The 19,556-nt window shown below is 37.5% G+C and carries 14 protein-coding genes; 9 read left to right on the top strand and 5 right to left on the bottom strand.

Annotation, left to right across the window (positions count from 1 at the left end; all coding sequences use genetic code 11):
• Positions 1-10 precede the first annotated feature (10 nt).
• Entirely contained in the window at positions 11-901 is an 891-nt protein-coding gene (gene aceR, locus F960_RS13605) for an HTH-type transcriptional regulator AceR (protein WP_004866090.1), read from the bottom strand.
• Positions 902-1,018: 117 nt separating this feature from the next.
• Here aceR and aceI point away from each other — a divergent pair, with 117 nt between their 5' ends.
• The 3 genes from aceI (at position 1,019) to F960_RS13590 (ending at position 4,891) form a co-directional block, all read left to right on the top strand.
• A complete protein-coding gene (gene aceI / locus F960_RS13600; protein WP_004866088.1) occupies positions 1,019-1,441 on the top strand; it encodes a chlorhexidine efflux PACE transporter AceI in 423 nt (140 codons plus the stop codon).
• Positions 1,442-1,842: 401 nt separating this feature from the next.
• Positions 1,843-2,949 (top strand): OmpW/AlkL family protein, encoded by a 1,107-nt coding sequence (locus F960_RS13595; RefSeq protein WP_004866084.1) that lies wholly within the window; start codon positions 1,843-1,845, stop codon positions 2,947-2,949.
• A gap of 856 nt (positions 2,950-3,805) precedes the next feature.
• Complete coding sequence (locus tag F960_RS13590) at positions 3,806-4,891, top strand: OmpW/AlkL family protein (RefSeq protein WP_004866082.1); 1,086 nt, start codon at positions 3,806-3,808, stop codon at positions 4,889-4,891.
• Positions 4,892-4,974: 83 nt separating this feature from the next.
• Here the strand turns inward: F960_RS13590 and F960_RS13585 are convergent, their stop codons facing one another.
• Positions 4,975-6,528: an acetyl-CoA C-acetyltransferase gene (locus F960_RS13585; RefSeq protein WP_004866080.1), complete on the bottom strand. Its 1,554-nt coding sequence runs from the start codon at positions 6,526-6,528 to the stop codon at positions 4,975-4,977.
• A 240-nt stretch (positions 6,529-6,768) separates the two neighbouring features.
• Between F960_RS13585 and F960_RS13580 the strand changes: the two genes are divergently transcribed.
• From F960_RS13580 to F960_RS13560, 5 genes are all read left to right on the top strand, one after another.
• A complete protein-coding gene (locus F960_RS13580; protein WP_004866078.1) occupies positions 6,769-8,160 on the top strand; it encodes a 3-oxoacyl-ACP reductase in 1,392 nt (463 codons plus the stop codon).
• A 220-nt stretch (positions 8,161-8,380) separates the two neighbouring features.
• Positions 8,381-9,244: a MaoC family dehydratase gene (locus F960_RS13575; RefSeq protein ID WP_004866075.1), complete on the top strand. Its 864-nt coding sequence runs from the start codon at positions 8,381-8,383 to the stop codon at positions 9,242-9,244.
• 66 nt (positions 9,245-9,310) lie between these two features.
• Positions 9,311-10,567 carry a serine hydrolase domain-containing protein gene (locus F960_RS13570; RefSeq protein WP_004866074.1) on the top strand — a complete coding sequence of 419 codons (1,257 nt, stop codon included), beginning with the start codon at positions 9,311-9,313 and terminating at the stop codon, positions 10,565-10,567.
• A 186-nt stretch (positions 10,568-10,753) separates the two neighbouring features.
• Positions 10,754-12,916, top strand: coding sequence for a DNA polymerase III subunit gamma/tau (gene dnaX / locus F960_RS13565; RefSeq protein WP_004866072.1), 2,163 nt, complete (start codon positions 10,754-10,756; stop codon positions 12,914-12,916).
• 306 nt (positions 12,917-13,222) lie between these two features.
• Positions 13,223-15,451, top strand: coding sequence for a phosphocholine-specific phospholipase C (locus F960_RS13560; RefSeq protein WP_004866071.1), 2,229 nt, complete (start codon positions 13,223-13,225; stop codon positions 15,449-15,451).
• Positions 15,452-15,837: 386 nt separating this feature from the next.
• Here F960_RS13560 and F960_RS13555 read toward each other — a convergent pair whose 3' ends face one another.
• Positions 15,838-16,272, bottom strand: coding sequence for an acyl-CoA thioesterase (locus tag F960_RS13555; protein ID WP_004866070.1), 435 nt, complete (start codon positions 16,270-16,272; stop codon positions 15,838-15,840).
• 170 nt (positions 16,273-16,442) lie between these two features.
• Between F960_RS13555 and F960_RS13550 the strand changes: the two genes are divergently transcribed.
• Positions 16,443-17,189 carry an IS5 family transposase gene (locus F960_RS13550; RefSeq protein ID WP_004855273.1) on the top strand — a complete coding sequence of 249 codons (747 nt, stop codon included), beginning with the start codon at positions 16,443-16,445 and terminating at the stop codon, positions 17,187-17,189.
• 94 nt (positions 17,190-17,283) lie between these two features.
• Here F960_RS13550 and F960_RS13545 read toward each other — a convergent pair whose 3' ends face one another.
• Both F960_RS13545 and F960_RS13540 read right to left on the bottom strand, forming a co-directional pair.
• Complete coding sequence (locus F960_RS13545) at positions 17,284-18,075, bottom strand: OmpW/AlkL family protein (RefSeq protein WP_004866068.1); 792 nt, start codon at positions 18,073-18,075, stop codon at positions 17,284-17,286.
• A gap of 251 nt (positions 18,076-18,326) precedes the next feature.
• Complete coding sequence (locus F960_RS13540; RefSeq protein WP_004866066.1) at positions 18,327-19,487, bottom strand: iron-containing alcohol dehydrogenase; 1,161 nt, start codon at positions 19,485-19,487, stop codon at positions 18,327-18,329.
• Between the last annotated feature and the right edge of the window lie 69 nt (positions 19,488-19,556).

Raw genomic sequence — 19,556 nt, 5'->3', positions numbered from 1 at the left:
GGAATAAGGGTTATTTTGTATGAATTCTTTGATTTCTGATGTGATCAATCAAAAAACGAGCAGCTAAGCCAAGATCGCTTTCACGACTCCAAACTAAATCTACGTAATATTCAAACTTCGGTGTGAAATCACTCAGGTGAAGTACTTTGAGTTTTTTTTGTAAATGAGGATTCTCATCAAACATTTCTGCAGGCAAAATGCCCCAACCAAGATTTTTAAGCATCATCATACAAGCTGAATGGTGATTGTCTGTGCGCCAATAATTCTTTGAATATAGCAATTCTGGTTTGATACTTTTATCACGACTTGCGACCACGATTTGACGACATTTTAAAATATCCTCAAAACGAATCACATCTAAACTTGCTAAAGGATGTGTTTTAGAAACAACGGGGACAAGGTTTTCTACGCTCAATTCAACAAATTGTTCACGTGATTCTAATACTTCTCGTTCAAACATCATGGCAAGTTGTGCGGTTTTATTCATCAACATTTTCAAAGCATCTTCTTGCGGAGCTGTAAAAATATTGATCTGCAAACTTGGAAATTTTTGCTCTAATAGAACGACGTAATCAGTCCATTTTGTATATAAAAGTTCAGTGACAACGACGATATTCAGTGATGACTCTAGCCCTGAACTTAAAGCATGAGCATGCTGTTTCCATTGGTTAATCTCAACCAAAAGTTGTTCTGTTTTTTCATATAAAATCATGGCTTGAGCAGTTGCTTTAGGCTCACGGCCAATACGATCAAATAGTTTTAGATCTAGATCAATTTCCAAGTTTGCGATAGACATACTGACAGCAGAAGGGACTTTTCCAAGTACTCTTGCTGCAGCTGAGAAGGAACCTGTCTCGATGACAGTTTTGAAAATCAGTAATTGTTCTTGATTGATATTCATAAGTTAACCCTAATCACTTGCTTTTAATCTATCAAAAATATTGAAAGGATCTGATTCGATTTATCAAAATTATAAAAATAAAATAAGCATCAATCAAATTTTAAAAGGTTTTATTTCATGTTGATTTCAAAAAGAAGGCTGGTACATGCTTTGAGCTATGAAATCATTTTGTTGATCATCATTGCCATAGCATTGAGTTTTATCTTTGAAGTCCCGATGGAAACAACGGGTAGTTTAGGTATTGCTATGGCTGTGACCTCTGTACTTTGGAATATGTTATTTAATCATTATTTCGAGAAAGCTGAACAAAAATATAAGTTTAAAAGAACTATTCCTATGCGTATTGTGCATGCAATCGGCTTTGAAGGTGGTTTGATGCTTGCGACGATCCCGATGGTGGCTTATGCCATGCAAATGACTTTGCTTGAAGCGGTGATACTCGATTTTAGTATGACCATGTGTATCTTGGTTTATACATTTATATTTCAGTGGTGTTATGACACGATCGAGCAACATTTAGGGATTAAAGCAATATCATAAGATCGATTGAAGCTTTTATAAAATTCAAAGCAAGGACGCGCTGAACCTAACTTTAAATTTAATCTTGCCTAATTTCTTTTTGAAAAATGGAATAATAATTAAATAAAAAATCATGGGAAAATTGAGCTTTACATTACAAATAAAATATGTGATTTGTATCACAAAATATTTGTTCTGGTTATCATTTTATACCAAATTACTTAGATTTTGTTTCTATGAGTAAATATTATATATATATTGTAAGTTTCTGAAAAATATAAATATGACAAATAATATTAATGCTTTTCATGTTTGATAAGGTCTTGAAAAAATACAAAAAGTGTCTACAGGACTGGCTTTATTGTGTATGGTAAAAATGCATTTCATAGATGATTAATGCGACTTTTTACAAGGAAAAAAATATGAAAAAAAGTACATTCGTTAAAACTTTATTAAGCACTTCATTGATTCTGGTTGCAGGGAATAGCTTTGCCGACGGGTTTAAACGTTTTTCGGTTTCTGCTGGTTGGTTGCATGTCATGCCACAAGGAAAAGCGAATCCTTTTAATATCAATACTGCTGTTGCAAATGGGCAAAAAGCAACAGTAGGGGAAGTGAGTCCGGACGGATTTTTAAATTCTCTTGATCCAAATGCGACAATTAAGGAAGGTGATAAGGAGGCAAATCTAAAAGAAACAGTCTCATCCCTTTTAAATAGCCCATTTGGTTCGTTAATCCTTAATAAAGAAACAGGAAATGTCTCGGCTAAAAATACTGGTACTGCGACTTTAAATGGTCTAGATGCTTGGCAGGCAGGAGGAACAGGGCTTGAAGCAGATGATGTTGATACATTAGGGCTCATGTTTAACTATTATATTAATGACAATGTCTCGCTTCAGATGATTGCAGGTTTGCCACCAAAAGTTGATATTAATGGTAAAGGTGAAATCGTGGCACCAATGTCAGGCACAGCTTTTCCTGGTGGGCTTGCAGGTTCGTTATTTCCTGAGCTAGCTTTAAAACAAGATATTCCAATTACAAATCTGGGTAATAAATCTAAAGCTGCAACGGTTCGTGCATGGACTCCTGCAATCGAAGCGCAGTATCAATTTGGTAAATCTGGGGTGAATAAGTTCCGTCCTTATGTTGGAGCGGGATTGATGTATTCACATTTTAGTAATATCAAATTGAATGGTCAGGTTAGGGATGATCTCATTGCTGCTGGACATATGATTCAAAATATTTCAGATGATCAGGCAGGGGCAGCGCTTGATGGAAAAACTTCTAGCGCAAATCCTTTTGTAAAAGTGAAAACCACCGATGCGATTGCCCCAATTGTGAGTGTGGGGGCAACGTATGACTTCACAGAAAACTGGTATGCGGTTGCTTCAGTGTCATATGCCAAACTGAATAACCAAGCAAAGATTGATGTCATTGATGCAAATACAGGTAAACGATTAATCCATTCGACCACTAAAGTTGATATTGATCCTCTCATTACTTATCTTGGTGTGGGTTATCGTTTCTAAGGTTTTAAAGATAGTGTGCTGGTATTTGAAGTCGATAATTTGCTCGATAAAACCAAGTATCTAAGTCACAAGCTAAAGCAATTATACTTGTATGATTGCTTTAGCTTTTTTTATCTTTTTGGCTCTATTTTTTTATTTGATGGGGGTGATGGATTTGTTTTTAATATATTGATTTTAAATATTTTTTAATTTTATGCTCGTTTATTTTTTTATTAACGATATTAATTTTTAAATAGTTGGTTTTAGGGGGAGTTTCTCAATATATTTTTATATATAAAACATATTGATTATTTTATTTGATAAATCAAATTGGATTTATTTTGTATGATTTTATGTTGAATCATAATTTATTTAATTTACTCGCAAAGTAAATTAAATTCCTCATGGCAAATGTGCCTGTATAATAATTTTTACCCAAATACCAGATCATTTTTAATTTTTGAAAAATGTCTAATAAGGTTAAATTTCGGGGAATTAGAATATTTAGATATTTTAAAAATATTGGCTAGAAAAGCTAAATAATTAATCGTATTTTTGTATGAAAATATCGTAAATATTATATAAAAAATATATCAAATTTAATTGTCATTATAATATAAATATGTGATTTAAATAGCATAATTAAAAAATAAGTTATATTTAAAAATTATTTTATTTAGATTTTGTTTCTATAAATAAATATTATATTTATTTTGCAAGATTTTGAAAATTATATAAATGGAAAATTGAATTAATTTATTTAAAGTTTGATCAGGCGCTAAGAAATTTTAAGACGTATCTACACAAATGATTTTATTGTGTATGTTAAAAATGCATTTCATAGATGAATAATGCAATTTCAAATAAGGAAAAAAATATGAATAAAAGTATGTTTGGGAAAATCTTAGTAACGACATCATTCATTCTTATCGCGGGGAATAGCTTTGCCGATGGCTTTAAACGTTTTTCAGTTTCTGCTGGTTGGTTACATGTGATGCCACAAGGTACAGCAAATCCTTTTAATATCAATACAATCGTTCCAAATGGTCAAACGTCCAAAGTCGGTACGATTAGTCCACAAGGATTTATGAATGCATTAGATCCAAATGCAATCGTCCCTGATTCAAATATAACTTTTAAAACGATGTTAACAGAAAAGATGAAAGATCCAGCATTTGCTAAAATCTTGTTAGATAAAGATAAGAATGTTAATGCGGCAGTAACAGGGGCTACGGATATCCATGGGCTAAATGCTTGGAGAGCACAAGGGACAGGGCTTGAAGCTGAAGATGTAGATACGCTTGGTTTGATGATGAATTATTACATCAATGATAATGTTTCACTGCAATTAATTGCAGGTTTGCCACCAAAAGTGGATATTAGCGGTAAAGGGGAGATAACTGCACCCATGTCGGGTATGGCGCATACAGGACTAGGTTTGGAGATTCCTTTAAAACAAGATATTCCAATTACAAATTTGGGTAATAAATCTAAAGCTGCAACGGTTCGTGCATGGACGCCTGCGATTGAAGCACAATATCAATTTGGTAAATCTGGGGTGAATAAATTGCGTCCATATGTTGGTGTAGGGGTGATGTACGCACATTTTAGTCATATCAAATTAAATGGTGAAATCAATAATGATTTGGTTGCAGCTGGGCACATGATTCAAAATGTAATGGATAATAAGGCCGGGGCGGCACTTGATAGAAAGACCTCTAGTGCAAATCCTTTTGTAAAAGTGAAAACTACTGATGCGATCGCGCCAATTTTCAGTGTTGGGGCAACTTATGACTTTACGGAGAACTGGTATGGGGTTGCTTCGGTGTCTTATGCGAAACTAGATAATCAAGCAAAGATTGATGTTATTGATGCAAATACGGGCAAGCGATTGATTCATTCAACAACCAAAGTGGATATTGATCCGATTATTACTTATGTCGGTGTGGGTTATCGTTTCTAATCATTTTATAACAATTTTAATCATTGATAAAACAAAGCCCCGAAAAATCGGGGCTTTGTTTTAGATGTTATATGCGAAGAAAATTATTTTTCTACAATCGCTGTAACACCTTGACCACCAGCAGCACAGATTGAAATCAATACACGACCTGAGCCTTTTTGACTAATCAATTTTGCAGCAGTTGCTAAAATACGACCACCTGTTGCAGCAAATGGGTGACCCGCTGCGAGTGATGAACCTTTTACATTGAGTTTCGTTAAGTCAATTGAACCTAACGGTGCATCTAAACCTAGACGTTCTTTACAGAATTTTGGATCTTCCCAAGCTTTTAATGTAGATAAAACTTGTGATGCAAATGCTTCATGGATTTCATAATAATCAAAATCTTGCAGTTTAATGCCTGCACGATCAAGCATACGTGGTACTGCATAAGCAGGAGCCATCAATAAGCCTTCTTTTTTATTGACGAAATCTACAGCGGCAGTTTCAGAGAAAGTTAAATAAGCCAAAACTTCATGACCATTTGCTTTAGCCCATTCTTCTGAAGCTAAAAGTACAGCAGAAGCACCATCTGTTAATGGTGTAGAGTTACCTGCAGTCATGGTTGCAGTTTCGCCTTTACCAAAAGCAGGCTTCAATTTTGCAAGTTTTTCAACTGATGAGTCAGCACGTAAATTGTTATCTTTGCTTAAGCCCATAAATGGAGTGAGCAAATCGTCAAAGAAACCTTCGTCATATGCTTTAGCCATTTTTTGATGAGATGAAGCAGCAAGTTCATCCTGTGCTTGACGAGAAATACCCCATTCAAGAGCAGTAATTGCTTGGTGATCACCCATTGATAAACCTGTACGTGGCTCACCATTTTTTGGTGCATCAAGTAAGTCTTTAACATTGATTTTTGTCAAAGCTTTTAAGCGATCTTTTGCAGTTTTTGCAACATTAAGCTCAAGTAAAGCTTTACGTAAGCCATCACCAAATGCAATCGGTGCATCAGAAGTGGTATCCACACCACCTGCGATACCGACTTCGATTTGACCCAATGCAATTTTGTTAGCAACTTGGAATGCCGCTTGTAAGCCAGTTGCACACGCCTGTTGAATATCGTACGCAGGAGTTTCAGGAGCAAGTTCTGTGTTCAGTACACATTCACGAGTCATGTTAAAGTCACGGCTGTGTTTTAAAACTGCACCTGCGGCAACTTCACCTAAACGCTTTCCTTGTAGATCAAATCTTTCGACCAAACCATTTAAAGCAGCAGTTAACATGTCAATATTTGAAGCTTTAAAGTAAGCGCCGTTTGAACGTGCAAATGGGATACGGTTACCGCCTAAGATTGCGACACGACGAACTGTATTTTGACTCATGGTTTTATCCTGTTGAACAGAAGATGATGTTGAAGTTTTTGCTGTTGTTACAGCTTTTTTTGTAGTAGATGCTGCTGTACTTTTGGCACGTGGAGTAGTCGTGCGAGTACGCGTTGTTTTGGGTGCATCTGCTGCTGTCGATTTTTGTGTATTCGCAGTTTTAGAAGCAGGTTGTGTAGTCTTACGAGGACGAGTCGTCGTTTTTGATGGTTTTGACACTGCTTCTTGTGCAGAATTTTCGACTGTTGGATTTTCTTGAGTTGGTTTGCTCATAAGGCTTTTCCAAGCATGTAGATGGTTTTCTTAAAGCATACATTAACATAATACATAAAACCCTGAATTGACTATAATGACATTTGATAAGGCAGTCAGGTCAAGACATCGTGAGTTTAACTCAAGTATTATTTACCTGAATCAAATGGAACTAGAGAAGTATAAATAGCTCATATTTCATAGTGCTTAAATGAAATCTTTAGCTTCATTTATAAATTAATTTGCAAAGAGATAATAAACATGGCTGATCAATACCAAACATTCTCAAAATCTCCGATTGGTAAATTTGTCATCAAAAATTTAGGTTTACCATCACCGATTGAATTAGACCGTTTTGAATCACCAACACCCGTGATCAAAGGTGCAGTATTACTTGGCGCAGCTCCAAATAGCATTTTGTCAGAATCAATCGCGCAAGTTTTAAGTAATATTCATGCAAACAGCTATGCAGGTAACAATGCACAGCTTCAACAAGCTGCAGCAAAATCTGGCTTAAACCTCAGTGCTTTTAATGATGGTGATAAAGAGTCAAAATTTAAAGCAGTGGTATTCGATGCATCAGGGATCGAAAGTTCAGAACAATTAAATGAATTGTATAAATTCTTCAATCCTATTGCGCGCCAAATCCAAACTTCTGGTCGTGTCATCGTAGTGGGTTTGACACCTGAAACTACAGGTTCTATCAAACAAGCGATTGCACAACGTGCTTTAGAAGGTTTTGTGAAATCTGTCGGTAAAGAGTTTAAAAAAGGTATCGCTGCCAATTTGGTCTATGTTGATAAAGATGCAGCAGCAAACCTTGAATCGACTTTACGTTTTGTACTTTCACCACGTTCGGCTTATGTTTCAGGTCAAGTGATCCGTGTATCGAAAGCTGAAGTATTAGATATTGATTGGGCAAAACCGCTTGCAGGAAAAACAGCATTGGTTACAGGTGCGAGCCGTGGTATCGGTGAAGCAATTGCACATGTATTGGCACGTGATGGTGCACATGTGATTTGTTTAGATGTACCGCAACAACAAGCTGATCTTGATCGTGTAGCTTCAGAAATCGGTGGTTCAACTTTAGCTCTTGATATTACAGCAGCTGATGCTGGTGCAGAAATCAAAGCGGCAGCAGCAAGTCAAGGTGGCTTAGACATTATCGTACATAATGCTGGGATCACTCGTGACAAAACTTTGGCAAATATGAAACCTGAGTTTTGGGATTTGGTGATCAATATCAACTTATCTGCGGCTGAACGTATCAATGATTATTTACTCAATAATCAAGGTTTAAATGCCAATGGTCGTATCGTATGCGTATCTTCAATCTCTGGTATCGCGGGTAACTTAGGTCAAACCAACTATGCTGCATCTAAAGCAGGTGTGATTGGTTTGGTTAAATTTACTGCGCCATTGTTACAGCAAGGGATTACCATCAATGCTGTTGCACCAGGTTTCATTGAAACTCAAATGACTGCAGCGATTCCATTCGCAATCCGTGAAGCAGGTCGCCGTATGAACTCAATGAGCCAAGGCGGTTTACCTGTAGATGTTGCTGAAACCATTGCACTTTATGCATCTACTGCATCTACAGGCTTAAATGGCAACGTGGTTCGTGTATGTGGTCAAAGTTTATTAGGCGCTTAATAATTAAGACTTAAAGTTAAAAAATCCAAGCAACCCTCTCCTTAAGGAGGGGGTGTTTTATCTAGATGGTTTTGAGTTTAAATGTTCAATAAGTTTAAATGTTCAATATGAAATGTGATGAAACATTTTAATGATTGGATAATGTAATACTGAAAATCATGGGCTAGATTGTCCGATACACTAAAACGATATAGAAAATAGCAAGAGATATAGGTCAAATATGAACACACGCCATTTTAGTCAATTGCCAAAGCCATATCTGGCGTATTCAAAAGTGATTCAAGGCTTAGTTTTTAAAAAGCCAAAGCTAGAAAAAGTTTTGCCACAAGTAGAATATGTGGTTGATGCTCTAAAAATTGATGAGAAGCATCTAAAAGCCTATAACAATGTTTGTGGTTTTAAAAATAACGGTCGAGTACCTGCGATCTACTTAGCTGTTTTGTCGCAGAGCTTACAAATGAGCATGATGACTCAAGAAGCTTTTCCATTTGCATTGTTGGGATTGGTACATATTCGTAATGTCATTACACAAAATCGTCCAATTTGGCAAAATGAAACGATTACTTTGTCGTGTGCATTTGGTGAATTGAAACCGCATGATAAAGGTTTACAATTTGATTTTATCACTACGGCAAAAATTGCTGATGAAGTAGTGATGCAAGGCGTTACCACTTATTTATCACGTCAAAAAGTGACAACGCCAGTAGAGAAAAAAGCTGAAAATGCATCTGCTACACATGCGCCAGATTTGCAAGTTCAAGAAGTTTGGGATGTCAGTGAAAATACTGGGCGTCGTTATGCAGCGGTATCAGGTGATTTTAATCTGATTCATATTCATGCATTTACTGCAAAAGCGTTTGGTTTTAAACAAGCGATTGCACACGGGATGTGGAGTAAGGCACGTGCTTTGGCAAGTTTAGAATTGCCTGAAGCATACGAGGCTGATGTGCAATTTAAATTACCGATGTATTTGCCATCTAAAGTTGAGTTTTTGACAGCAAATGAGTCAAGTCAAACTGATTTCTTGATTCGTAATCAAAAATCTCAAAAGCCACATGTAGCAGGCATCGTAAAATCACTATAATATGTTCAGCCTAAATCGTGAGATTTAGGCTTTTTTTTGCCCATTCAAAATAAAAAGGACATTGGTATGAGCGGTTTCAAAGATATTATTTTTGCAAATACTGAAAATTATCAAGGCTATGTAAATGAGCAGTTTCAGGATTTGGCAAATCAATTTAGTCGTTTACAAGATGGACGTACTGAATTTGGCGGAGCTGCTTTAGTTGTTTATTTCAAAGGTCAAAAAGTTGTCGATATTTTTACGGGGAAAAAATCTGAAACTGAGCAATGGCAAGAAGATACCATGTCGGTTTGTTATTCGACGGGTAAGGGGATTTTGGCAACGCTAGCGCATATTTTAGTGAGTGAAGGTCTGGTCGAATATGACCGAAAAATTGCAGAATTTTGGCCTGAATTTGCTCAAAATGGCAAAGAAAATATGACACTTCGCCATATTTTAAGTCATCAAAGTGGTCTGTACGATATCCGAAATATGATTGAAAATGCTTCGGAAATGGCAGATTGGCAGCATATGTTGCAAGTTATGCAAAGTGCTACGCCACGTTTTGCTATTGGTTCTGATATTGCTTATCAGGCGCTGACTTTTGGCTGGCTTGTTGGTGGTGTTTTGGAAAAAGCGACAGGGCGTCATTTAACTGATTTATTTAAACAATATCTGGTCGAAGCTTTACAATTGGATGGCGCATATTTTGGTGTGCCGACAGAGCAATTATCTCGTATAGCCAAACCATTTCCAAAAGAAAAACCAGCTCAGAGTAGCGCAGCGGCTAAGCCTAAAAAACATAAGAAAGCCAATTTTTCAGATAAATTAATGCAACTTAGTGGGCAAAATCCGCAAGACTTCTTGGATGCGATGGTTCCGCATAATATGCGAGATTTTAGTTTTTTTAGCCAACAAGGTTTGCAAGCCATTATTCCCGCTGCCAATGGTGTGTTTACTGCGAGAAGCTTGGCGAAAGTGTATGCCATGCTTGCCAATGGAGGCACATGGCAGGATCAGGTTCTGATCAAAGCAGAAGTATTTAAAGAATTAAGTCAGATTCAAAGTATCAAACGTGATCGTGTCATGCCTATTCCTATGAAATGGCGTTTGGGTTATCACCGTGTGATTACCATGGGGAAACGTGCCAAAAAAGGCTTTGGACATATTGGTTACAACGGCTCAGGAGCTTGGTGCGATCCAAAACGTGAACTAAGCTTTGCCTATACTCACAATTTCAATATAGGTTCTATAACAGGCGATTATCGTTTATGGGGGCTGACTCAGGAAGCACTGCGCTGTGCAGATGCAGAGTTAAAAGGTTCAAAAGGTTGGTGGTTTTAAAAAGGCGGATCGCAATTCAGCTATGAAATGTCAACAGATCCTAGATATCTGCTGACATACGTAGCTTGATTTCATCAAAGCTGGCTGATCTTTGAAAATAAAATACAATTAGAATGCTTTCTAAGCGTTTTTATTTCACTCTACCTTAAAAAAACAGTATGCTTAGACCTGTAATGAGGAGCATTCATGTATCAGGTACTTGCACGTAAATATCGCCCACGTAATTTCAACGAGTTAGTTGGTCAAAACCATGTTTCTCGTGCTTTGACAAGTGCTTTAGATCGTGGACGTTTGCATCATGCCTATCTATTTACAGGCACACGTGGGGTGGGTAAAACCACGATTGCACGTATTTTGGCTAAATGCTTAAACTGTGAAACAGGCGTAACCTCTACACCATGCGAAGTCTGTGCAACTTGCCGTGCTGTCAACGAAGGTCGTTTTATTGACCTGATCGAAATTGATGCGGCATCACGTACCAAAGTTGAAGATACACGTGAACTTTTGGACAATGTGCCTTATGCGCCAACGCAAGGTCGCTATAAAGTCTATCTGATCGATGAAGTGCACATGCTTTCTACGCATTCTTTCAATGCCTTGCTCAAAACATTGGAAGAGCCACCTGAACATGTCAAATTCCTTTTTGCGACCACAGATCCACAAAAGTTGCCGATTACTGTAATTTCTCGTTGTTTGCAATTTACTTTGCGACCACTTGCAGTCGATGAAATCACCGCACATTTGACAAATATTTTAAGCCAAGAAAGTATTGATGCTGATCAAGATGCTATTTGGCAAATTGCGGAATCAGCTCAGGGTTCACTTCGTGATGCTTTATCGCTGACAGATCAAGCGATTGCCTATGGTCAAGGCGCGATTCATCACCAAGATGTAAAAGAAATGCTTGGCTTGATTGATCGGACGATTATTTATGATTTGATTTTAGCCATTCACCAAAATCAACGTGCTCGGGTGAGTCAATTATTATTACAATTTAGACAGCAAGCACTTGATGTATCCATGGTTTTAGATCAATTTATTTCAACCTTGCATGAACTGGCAATGTTGCAATATTTACCAGATTTAAGCCTGAAATATAGTGCTGAAATCAATCAAAAAATCATGCAATTATCCAGTCATATTTCTGCCCAAGATTTGCAGTTGTATTACCAGATTGCGTGTAAAGGACGTGCCGATTTACAACTTGCTGTGACACAAGAGCAAGGCTTTGAAATGACTGTATTGCGTTTACTTGCATTTAGACCATTGCAAGCCAATGAAGTCGTGGTCCATCAGGCGCAAGCAAATGTGATTGCTTCTCCTGCGATCCAAGCTCAGCAACAGCAAAATACAGTAGAACAGCCTCGCTCAGAGATTCAGCAGGATTTGCCTGTAGAGCATGCTTCTGAAAATACAGCTGATGAAACTTTGGAAAATATACAAAAAGAACAGTCATTTTCACAAGAAAATGCACATGTTGTGGCTCAAGTTGCAGTTGCTGAAGTTCAGCCTGAACCCAGCAGTGATGATTATTTAGATGAACCTTTAACAAGCGTTGAAACATCTGAAAATGTTGATGATCAAAGTGCCCAATCTCATCAAGATCAAGTCAGTGCTGTAGATTCACAAAGCCAGCAAACATTTTCAGCACCTGAACAGCAAGAAAATGAAGCACCTGCGTTGACCATGTTTGATGATGGTCAAACACCGCAAGCTCCAGTCAAGGCTGAGAAAAATATCGTTGAAAGTGAAGATATTTTCTTTTTAAATCCTGAACAAGTTGAGCCTGAAACTCCAAGTTCTGCATCAGTGGAAGTTGCTGTTGCACCAGTCGCAACAGAGATAACAAAGACACAAAATGAAAGTCTAGTTTTAGCACAGACTGAGCAGCAAACGCTAAGCAAAGTTTCAACATCTTCATCGGATCGCCAAACACCACAGCAAATTTTGACTTTGCAACAGCAAGATCTGCAAGGTGAATGGACCGTAGATAAGTGGGAATTTTGGTTTAGAAATAGTGGCTTATCGCCTGCGGTACAAGAGCTTGCACAGCATGGGGTGATGAAAGGTCATATTGATAGTGAGTCATTCTTCCATATTCCGCAAAAATATGAAAAATTACTCAATCAATTGCAACATGCTTTAGAAGATGCATTAAAACAACAATGGTCGAATACCAAGTTTTTTGTGCAATATGAAGATGTAAATGAAACCACACCATTTCAAATGCAAACTGAGCGTAAAGCCCGAGCATTTGAGCGTGCTGCTGAGATGTTACAGACCGAGACCGTGGTCAAAAACTTGATCAATATCTTTGACGGTGAATTGCAAAATATTCAATTGAAGTAATTTGTGCTTTATATTTTTAAATAGACCTTCGGGTCTATTTTTTTTAGATCATTGATTTGCAATATAAATGACACTGAGTTGTCATACGGTCTGTCTAATGTGTTGGCATCTTTATAATGGATGGTCAACATGTTTTTGAATAAAATTAAGCGATTACGATCGTGTGTTTTAATTTTTCCTGTTTTGCTTGCGCTTAGCGCATGTAATGACTCAAAGGATGATCAGGGTGCGACAAAGCCCGATGTTTCTAATAAACCAGTGATGCGCTGTGCACCCTAAATCATTAGAATCAAAGGAGAATAGATCGTGATCAATCGTCGTCAGTTTTTAGCAAATACCATTAAAACCAGTTTTGGCGCAGCAGCACTGTCTGCATTTCCAGCCAGTATACAAAAAGCGCTGGCTATCCCTGCAAATAATAAAACAGGCACCATACAGGATGTCGAACATGTTGTGATCCTGATGCAGGAAAATCGTTCATTTGATCATTACTTTGGGACTTTAAAGGGGGTACGAGGATTTGCAGATCGTATTACCATTCCACTTTCAAATGGTCGTACTGTTTGGCAGCAACAACGTAGTAATGGTGCGGTTTTAACGCCATTTCATTTGGATGGCACGAGCAATAATGCACAGCGAGCACCCGGCACGAATCATACTTGGGTCGATAGTCAAAAGGCTTGGGACAATGGGCGACTGTCAAAATGGCCAACCTATAAAACCGATTATGCGATGGGTTATTTTAAGGAACAGGAAATTCCTTATCAGTTTGCTTTAGCAAATGCTTTTACCATTTGTGATGCCTATCATTGCTCGATGCATACAGGCACAGATGCAAATCGTTCATTTCATTTGACAGGAACCAATGGTGCAGTGCCGACCAGTACCGCCTTTGTCAATAATGAATGGGACTGGATTGATGGTGATCCAAAAAATGTCGATGTGGGTTATACGTGGAAAACCTATGCTGAACGCTTAGAGGAAGCAGGCATCAACTGGATTTGTTATCAAAATATGCCTGATGAATGGGGCGATAACATGTTGGGTGCATTTAGAACATTTAAAAAAGCTAACATTGCTTCTGGTTATCCAGTCTCTAGCGGTGGTGCGCCAAATAGTCCATATAACGCAGCAGCTCAAAAATTGCCGTATAAAGCTTATGATGCTTCAACTGATAATGCTCAAAATCCATTGTATAAAGGGATCGCAAATACATTACCGGGCAATAAACCTGAAGAGTTTTTAGATGCCTTTAAAAATGATGTAAAAACTGGAAAATTACCGCAAGTTTCATGGATTAATGCGCCTTCGATTTATTGTGAACATCCAGGACCTTCAAGCCCAGTACAAGGTGCATGGTTTATTCAAGAAATTTTAGATGCATTGACGGCTGTACCTGAAGTTTGGAGTAAAACAGTATTTTTAATCAATTTTGATGAAAATGATGGTTATTTTGACCATGTTCCTTCACCTTCAGCACCGACTTTACTAGACGATAAAAGTTATGCAGGTAAATCGACCTTAAGTGAAGCGGATATGCAATATGAATATTATCAACATGATGCACCGCTTGGCAGCACCAGCCAGCCGAAAAAAGACAATGCTGTATATGGACCGGGTCCACGTGTCCCATTATTTGTGATTTCTCCTTGGAGTCGTGGTGGTATCGTCAATTCACAAGTATTCGATCATACCTCTGTGCTGATGTTCTTGGAAAAGCGTTTTGGGGTAAAAGAAAGCAATATCAGCCCATATCGCCGTGCTATTTGTGGTGATTTAACTTCTGCATTTAACTTTAAAAATCCAAATGAAGATGTTTTACCCGAATTGAATGGTAAGCAAAGTCGTGATCAGGCTGATCAATTACGTTCAGCACAGCAAAAATTGCCAAATGTTCCAATTCCAACAGATTTGAAAATGCCTATTCAAAGCAGTGGTATTCGCCGTTCAAAGGCATTGCCTTATGAGCTACATACCAGTGCACGCTGTCAAAATGATGGTACGGTAAAATTGCTATTTTCAAATACAGGGACGCAAGGTGCAGTATTGCATGTTTATGACAGATTGAACCTAGAACAAGTACCGAAGCGCTATATTCTTGAGGCAGGGAAAACACTAGATGATGTTTGGAATGTCAAAAAAGACAATCAAGGTTTATATGATCTTTGGGTAATGGGACCAAATGGTTTCTTACGACATTTCAAAGGTGATCTCAATCGTAATCAAGATCTGCAAATCAATCCTGAAATTCGTGTTTGTTATGATATCGCCAATGGCAATGTTTATGCAGATTTCAATAATACAGGCACAAAAGATCTAGAGTTGAGCATTAGCCCTGTTGTATATCGAACAGATGCACCTCTAAAAATCACAGTGAAAGCGGGGCAGACTCTGAGCCAGCATTGGGAATTAAAAGAATCTTGGCAGTGGTATGACTTTGCTGTGACTTGTAGTCAAGATGCAAAATTTTATCGCCGTTTTGCAGGTCGTGTGGAAATCGGTGAAGACTCGGTCAGCGATCCAGCTATGGTTTAGGCTGTGTTGAAATTTGATAGTGATGTTTAGATCAGAACAAATGAGCATTCATTAGAGTTCTTGCATAAGTCATCTTTTGCGTAAATTTATACTCTAATTATTTTGCTTCAAAGTGTAATAAAAATTGTAATAAAGGCAGGATGCCGTCCGTCGAACAAGGGTTACAGGGATGTATGCCCATTTGTTCGACAATGGTTTTCTTGCGCAATATATTTCTCATTTGTCCGAAAACAAAGTAAGAAAGATTGTCTACGCAAGGTAAATTAAATTATTCACGGCAAATGGGACCGTATGATACTTTTACCCAAATACCTGATCATTTTTATTTTATTAAAAAAACGCTATTGTCTATTTTAAAAAATAGATTTTGAATGCTGATTTTCAGGTTACTTAATTTGAAATTTTGTTAGAGCATCTCGCATTTCTACGGGGATCGGGGTGCTTTTTCGTGTTTCACGATCAACAAATACATGGACAAAATGTCCTTGTGCAGATGCATCATTTTGACCTTGTTTAAAGATCGCCAAATCATAAGTTAAGGATGTTGTTCCTATTTTTTTGATTGCAACGCCAACTTCGATGATTTCTGGATATGACAGTTCTTGCAAAAAACTACAAGCAGAATCGACAACCAAACCGATAATTTTAGAATTTCTAAGATCAAAAGCAGCTTTTTGAATCAAAAGTGCATTGGCTGCTGTATCGAAATAACTATAGTAGGTGACGTTATTGACATGCCCATACATATCGTTGTCTGCCCAACGAGTTTGGATTGGAAATAAAAAATGATATTGTTCACGTGTTTTAATCGCTGGTTTCATACTGATTCATTATAAAAGTTTTTATCAGCATAGATTTTTAGTTGTTTTTATTCAATGATATTTCCATCAATTTTCAGCTAAAAAAGACGATTAGGGTCTGTTGACATTTGTTGCCTAAAAAAATAGCGAGATAGTAAAATTAAATCGCCAAACCCAATTTTACCCCCGCTATGCCTCGTACAATGCTGAATGATCAACACTGGTCTAAGTTACTTTCTATTTTCCGTCACTTTAATATTTATCTCAAACTAAATTTAAGAAATTTTATCGAAGCTATTCTATTTCGTATCAGAACAGGTTGTCCTTGGAGAGATTTACCTCAAGAATTTGGTAAGCCAAACTCTATCTTTAAGAAATACAATCGTTGGTCTAAAAATGATAAGTTTATGAATATTTTTAAATTATTTAGTAAACATGCTGATAAAGAATGGATATTTATTGATGGTAGCCACGTACGGGCACACCAGCATTCTTCAGGTATTAATAATCAAGATATTTCCAAAAGTATCGGTGGTAATAGTTCAAAAATACATTTAGCAGTTGATTCTAATGGTAATCCCATTGAGTTTATTATTTCAGATGGAACTTCCCATGATATTAAGATAGCCCCTGATCTGGTATCAAAATTAGATTTAACTGAATCAGAAATATTATGTGCTGATAAAGGTTATGACTCAGACAACTTCAGGACTCAAATTGAGCAAACAAAAACTAAGTCAAATATTCCTAGAAAATCAAACACTAAGTCTAACAATGATCATATGGATTGGCATATCTATAAAATCAGGCACTTAGTTGAGAATTCATTCTGTAGGTTAAAACAATTTAGAGGAATTTCAACTCGATATGACAAGCTAAAGCGTAATTATCAAAGTGCTGTCGCTCTTGCTTGTATATTTATTTGGTTACCATTGTAGGTTAAGTTCCATACTGCAAATGTCAACACACCCTAATAAAAAAGGCTACTCATGATGTATAAGTAGCCTTTTATGCTATGTATCCAAATTTGGATTAGAAGCGGTAACCCAAACCGAGGTAAGTTACGATCGGGTTGATTTCGATTTCACTTTGACCAGATAAAATAGTGGTATTGGTTAAGCCGCTATTTACATTGATTTTTGCATTGGTTGAAAGGTGTGCATAAGAAACAGATGCTGTAGCAAACCAATCTTTAGTGATGTTGTAGTCGGCACCAAGTGTTACAACAGGAGCAACAGCATCATCAACTTTTACTTTACCTAATGTTGGTTTTAAACCTAAACCTTGTGAACCCAATACAGAGTTTTCAAGCGCTGTATTTAAAGCACCGTCAGTTTTTACATCTGAGAAATGTGCATACATAATCCCAGCACCGACATAAGGGCGGAATTTGTTGTTGATCGAACCGAAGTGATAACGACCTGTAAATGTTGGTGTATAAGCATCAGTTGTAGCCGCTTTACCAAAATTGTTGAGGTTGAGCACATCTTTGCCTAGCGCTGTGATGTGACCTTTACCAGCAAGTTCCATTTTAGGTGGTGCACCTAAAACAAGCTCCAAAGACACATTGTCATTGACAAAGTAGTCAAGCATTACACCGCCAGTATCTGCATCTTGAACTTCAAATCCTGCACTTGGTGCTGAAGGATAAGAAACAGGAAGTGGGGAATGTGTTTCACCATATACGCCTTGGGCAGAACCTTGTGGCATAACATGTAACCAACCCGCAGAAACTGCAAAAGTTTTACCGTCTGAAGTTGCTGCTTGAGCAAGACCCGCAACTGATAAAAGTGCAACAGGGAGAAGTACTTTAAGAGTTTTCATCTTGTTATATCCGCTGTGAAAATAGAAATAATCCGTGTATTTAGCGAAATTTTAGAGTAAATAGTTTAATTTTAAAATAAAAAAATGAAGTCGAGTTGGGGGCATTAAGCTGCCATTTTTTAGTAAAATTAAATATGCTGAATATATACAAATGCTTACATTTATTTTCAGATATGTGAAATTACAAAAAATGAACAACTTAATGATTAGATTATAGGCAATGTATTTTCATCATAAGAGAATACAGCGACTTATTCATAGATTTCTTGATAAATTTTCAATGCATCCGCATTTGCTAGTTCTCTCGGATTATTTTGCAATAAACGGGTTTGTAACATCGCATCATCTGCCAAAATCTGAAGTTTATCTTTGGGTACACCCAGTTCTTTCAATTTAAGTGTTAAGCCACTTTCATCCAAATGGCGTTGCATATGATCCACAAATAAATCGCATAGCCCATCTGTACTGCCTTTGCTAAATGGATCGAGCCATTGCATCAATTCGGCATAGTGTTGTTTGGCATTTGGCGCATTAAATTTGAGAACTTCAGTTAGGACTAGCGCATTGGTATGCCCATGAGAGAGATGAAAATGTCCACCCAAAGGATAGGCGAGTGCATGAACAGCGCCGACGGGTGCATTGGCAAAGGCTTGTCCTGCAAGCATTGAGCCGATAAGCATATTTTGCCGTGCCTCAAGGTCAGTGCCATCTTTTAATACACGTTTGAGGTTTTTATTGAGCAGTTGTAAAGCCTGTTTGGCGAGCATATCTGCATAAAAGTTCTTTTTTATTTTTGAGGTATAGGCTTCGATGGCATGTACCATCGCATCAATGCCTGTAGCTGCTGTGATTTGAGCAGGCAAATTTTGAGTAAAAGTTGCATCTAAAATCGCAACATCTGCATATAAAATCGGCGAAACTATGCCTGTCTTGGTGGTTTCACCTGTGGTGACGATGGAAATAGGTGTGACTTCCGAACCCGTACCCGCTGTGGTTGGAATTAAAATCAAAGGTAGACGTGGTGCTTTGGCGTTGTTAACACCATAAATATCTTGGATGTTTTGATTTTGTTTAGGATCAGCCAAGATTGCGATGATTTTGGCAACATCCATCGAGCTTCCGCCGCCAAAGCCGATAATTACATCAGCTTGTTGTTGCTTCGCAAATTCAACAGCACTGAGCACGATATGTTCAGGAGGATCGGCTTGCACATCAGAATAAATCGCATAGGGCAATTTTACGGCTTCAAAAATTTCCAATATCGGTAAATGCAATTGGTGCTGAACCATGCCCGGATCAGTGACCAATAGTATTTTCTTAAAACTTTGTGCGGTTAAAATATTTTTTAATTCTTGAACAGTACCAAGACCCGAAATAATATTTGACACAGTTTGAAATTGGAAATGGCTCATCTGCTTTATCCTTGATCTGTCATCTTAAAATAAACATTATTGTTTTTGCGCGCTATAGGATTCGTTGCC

It is taken from the genome of Acinetobacter gerneri DSM 14967 = CIP 107464 = MTCC 9824, from assembly GCF_000368565.1.
Classification (GTDB): Bacteria; Pseudomonadota; Gammaproteobacteria; order Pseudomonadales; family Moraxellaceae; genus Acinetobacter; species Acinetobacter gerneri.
Note: the sequence above shows the minus strand (reverse complement) of the source record. Positions and strands in the feature narration are given on the sequence as shown.

Coding starts and splice junctions, on each gene's coding strand:
- dnaX (WP_004866072.1), top strand. CDS start 10,754: ATGTATCAGGTACTTGCACGTAAATATCGCCCACGTAATTTCAACGAG.
- F960_RS13580 (WP_004866078.1), top strand. CDS start 6,769: ATGGCTGATCAATACCAAACATTCTCAAAATCTCCGATTGGTAAATTT.
- F960_RS13595 (WP_004866084.1), top strand. CDS start 1,843: ATGAAAAAAAGTACATTCGTTAAAACTTTATTAAGCACTTCATTGATT.
- F960_RS13575 (WP_004866075.1), top strand. CDS start 8,381: ATGAACACACGCCATTTTAGTCAATTGCCAAAGCCATATCTGGCGTAT.
- F960_RS13550 (WP_004855273.1), top strand. CDS start 16,443: ATGCCTCGTACAATGCTGAATGATCAACACTGGTCTAAGTTACTTTCT.
- aceI (WP_004866088.1), top strand. CDS start 1,019: ATGTTGATTTCAAAAAGAAGGCTGGTACATGCTTTGAGCTATGAAATC.
- F960_RS13590 (WP_004866082.1), top strand. CDS start 3,806: ATGAATAAAAGTATGTTTGGGAAAATCTTAGTAACGACATCATTCATT.
- F960_RS13555 (WP_004866070.1), bottom strand. CDS start 16,272: ATGAAACCAGCGATTAAAACACGTGAACAATATCATTTTTTATTTCCA.
- aceR (WP_004866090.1), bottom strand. CDS start 901: ATGAATATCAATCAAGAACAATTACTGATTTTCAAAACTGTCATCGAG.
- F960_RS13540 (WP_004866066.1), bottom strand. CDS start 19,487: ATGAGCCATTTCCAATTTCAAACTGTGTCAAATATTATTTCGGGTCTT.
- F960_RS13570 (WP_004866074.1), top strand. CDS start 9,311: ATGAGCGGTTTCAAAGATATTATTTTTGCAAATACTGAAAATTATCAA.
- F960_RS13545 (WP_004866068.1), bottom strand. CDS start 18,075: ATGAAAACTCTTAAAGTACTTCTCCCTGTTGCACTTTTATCAGTTGCG.
- F960_RS13585 (WP_004866080.1), bottom strand. CDS start 6,528: ATGAGCAAACCAACTCAAGAAAATCCAACAGTCGAAAATTCTGCACAA.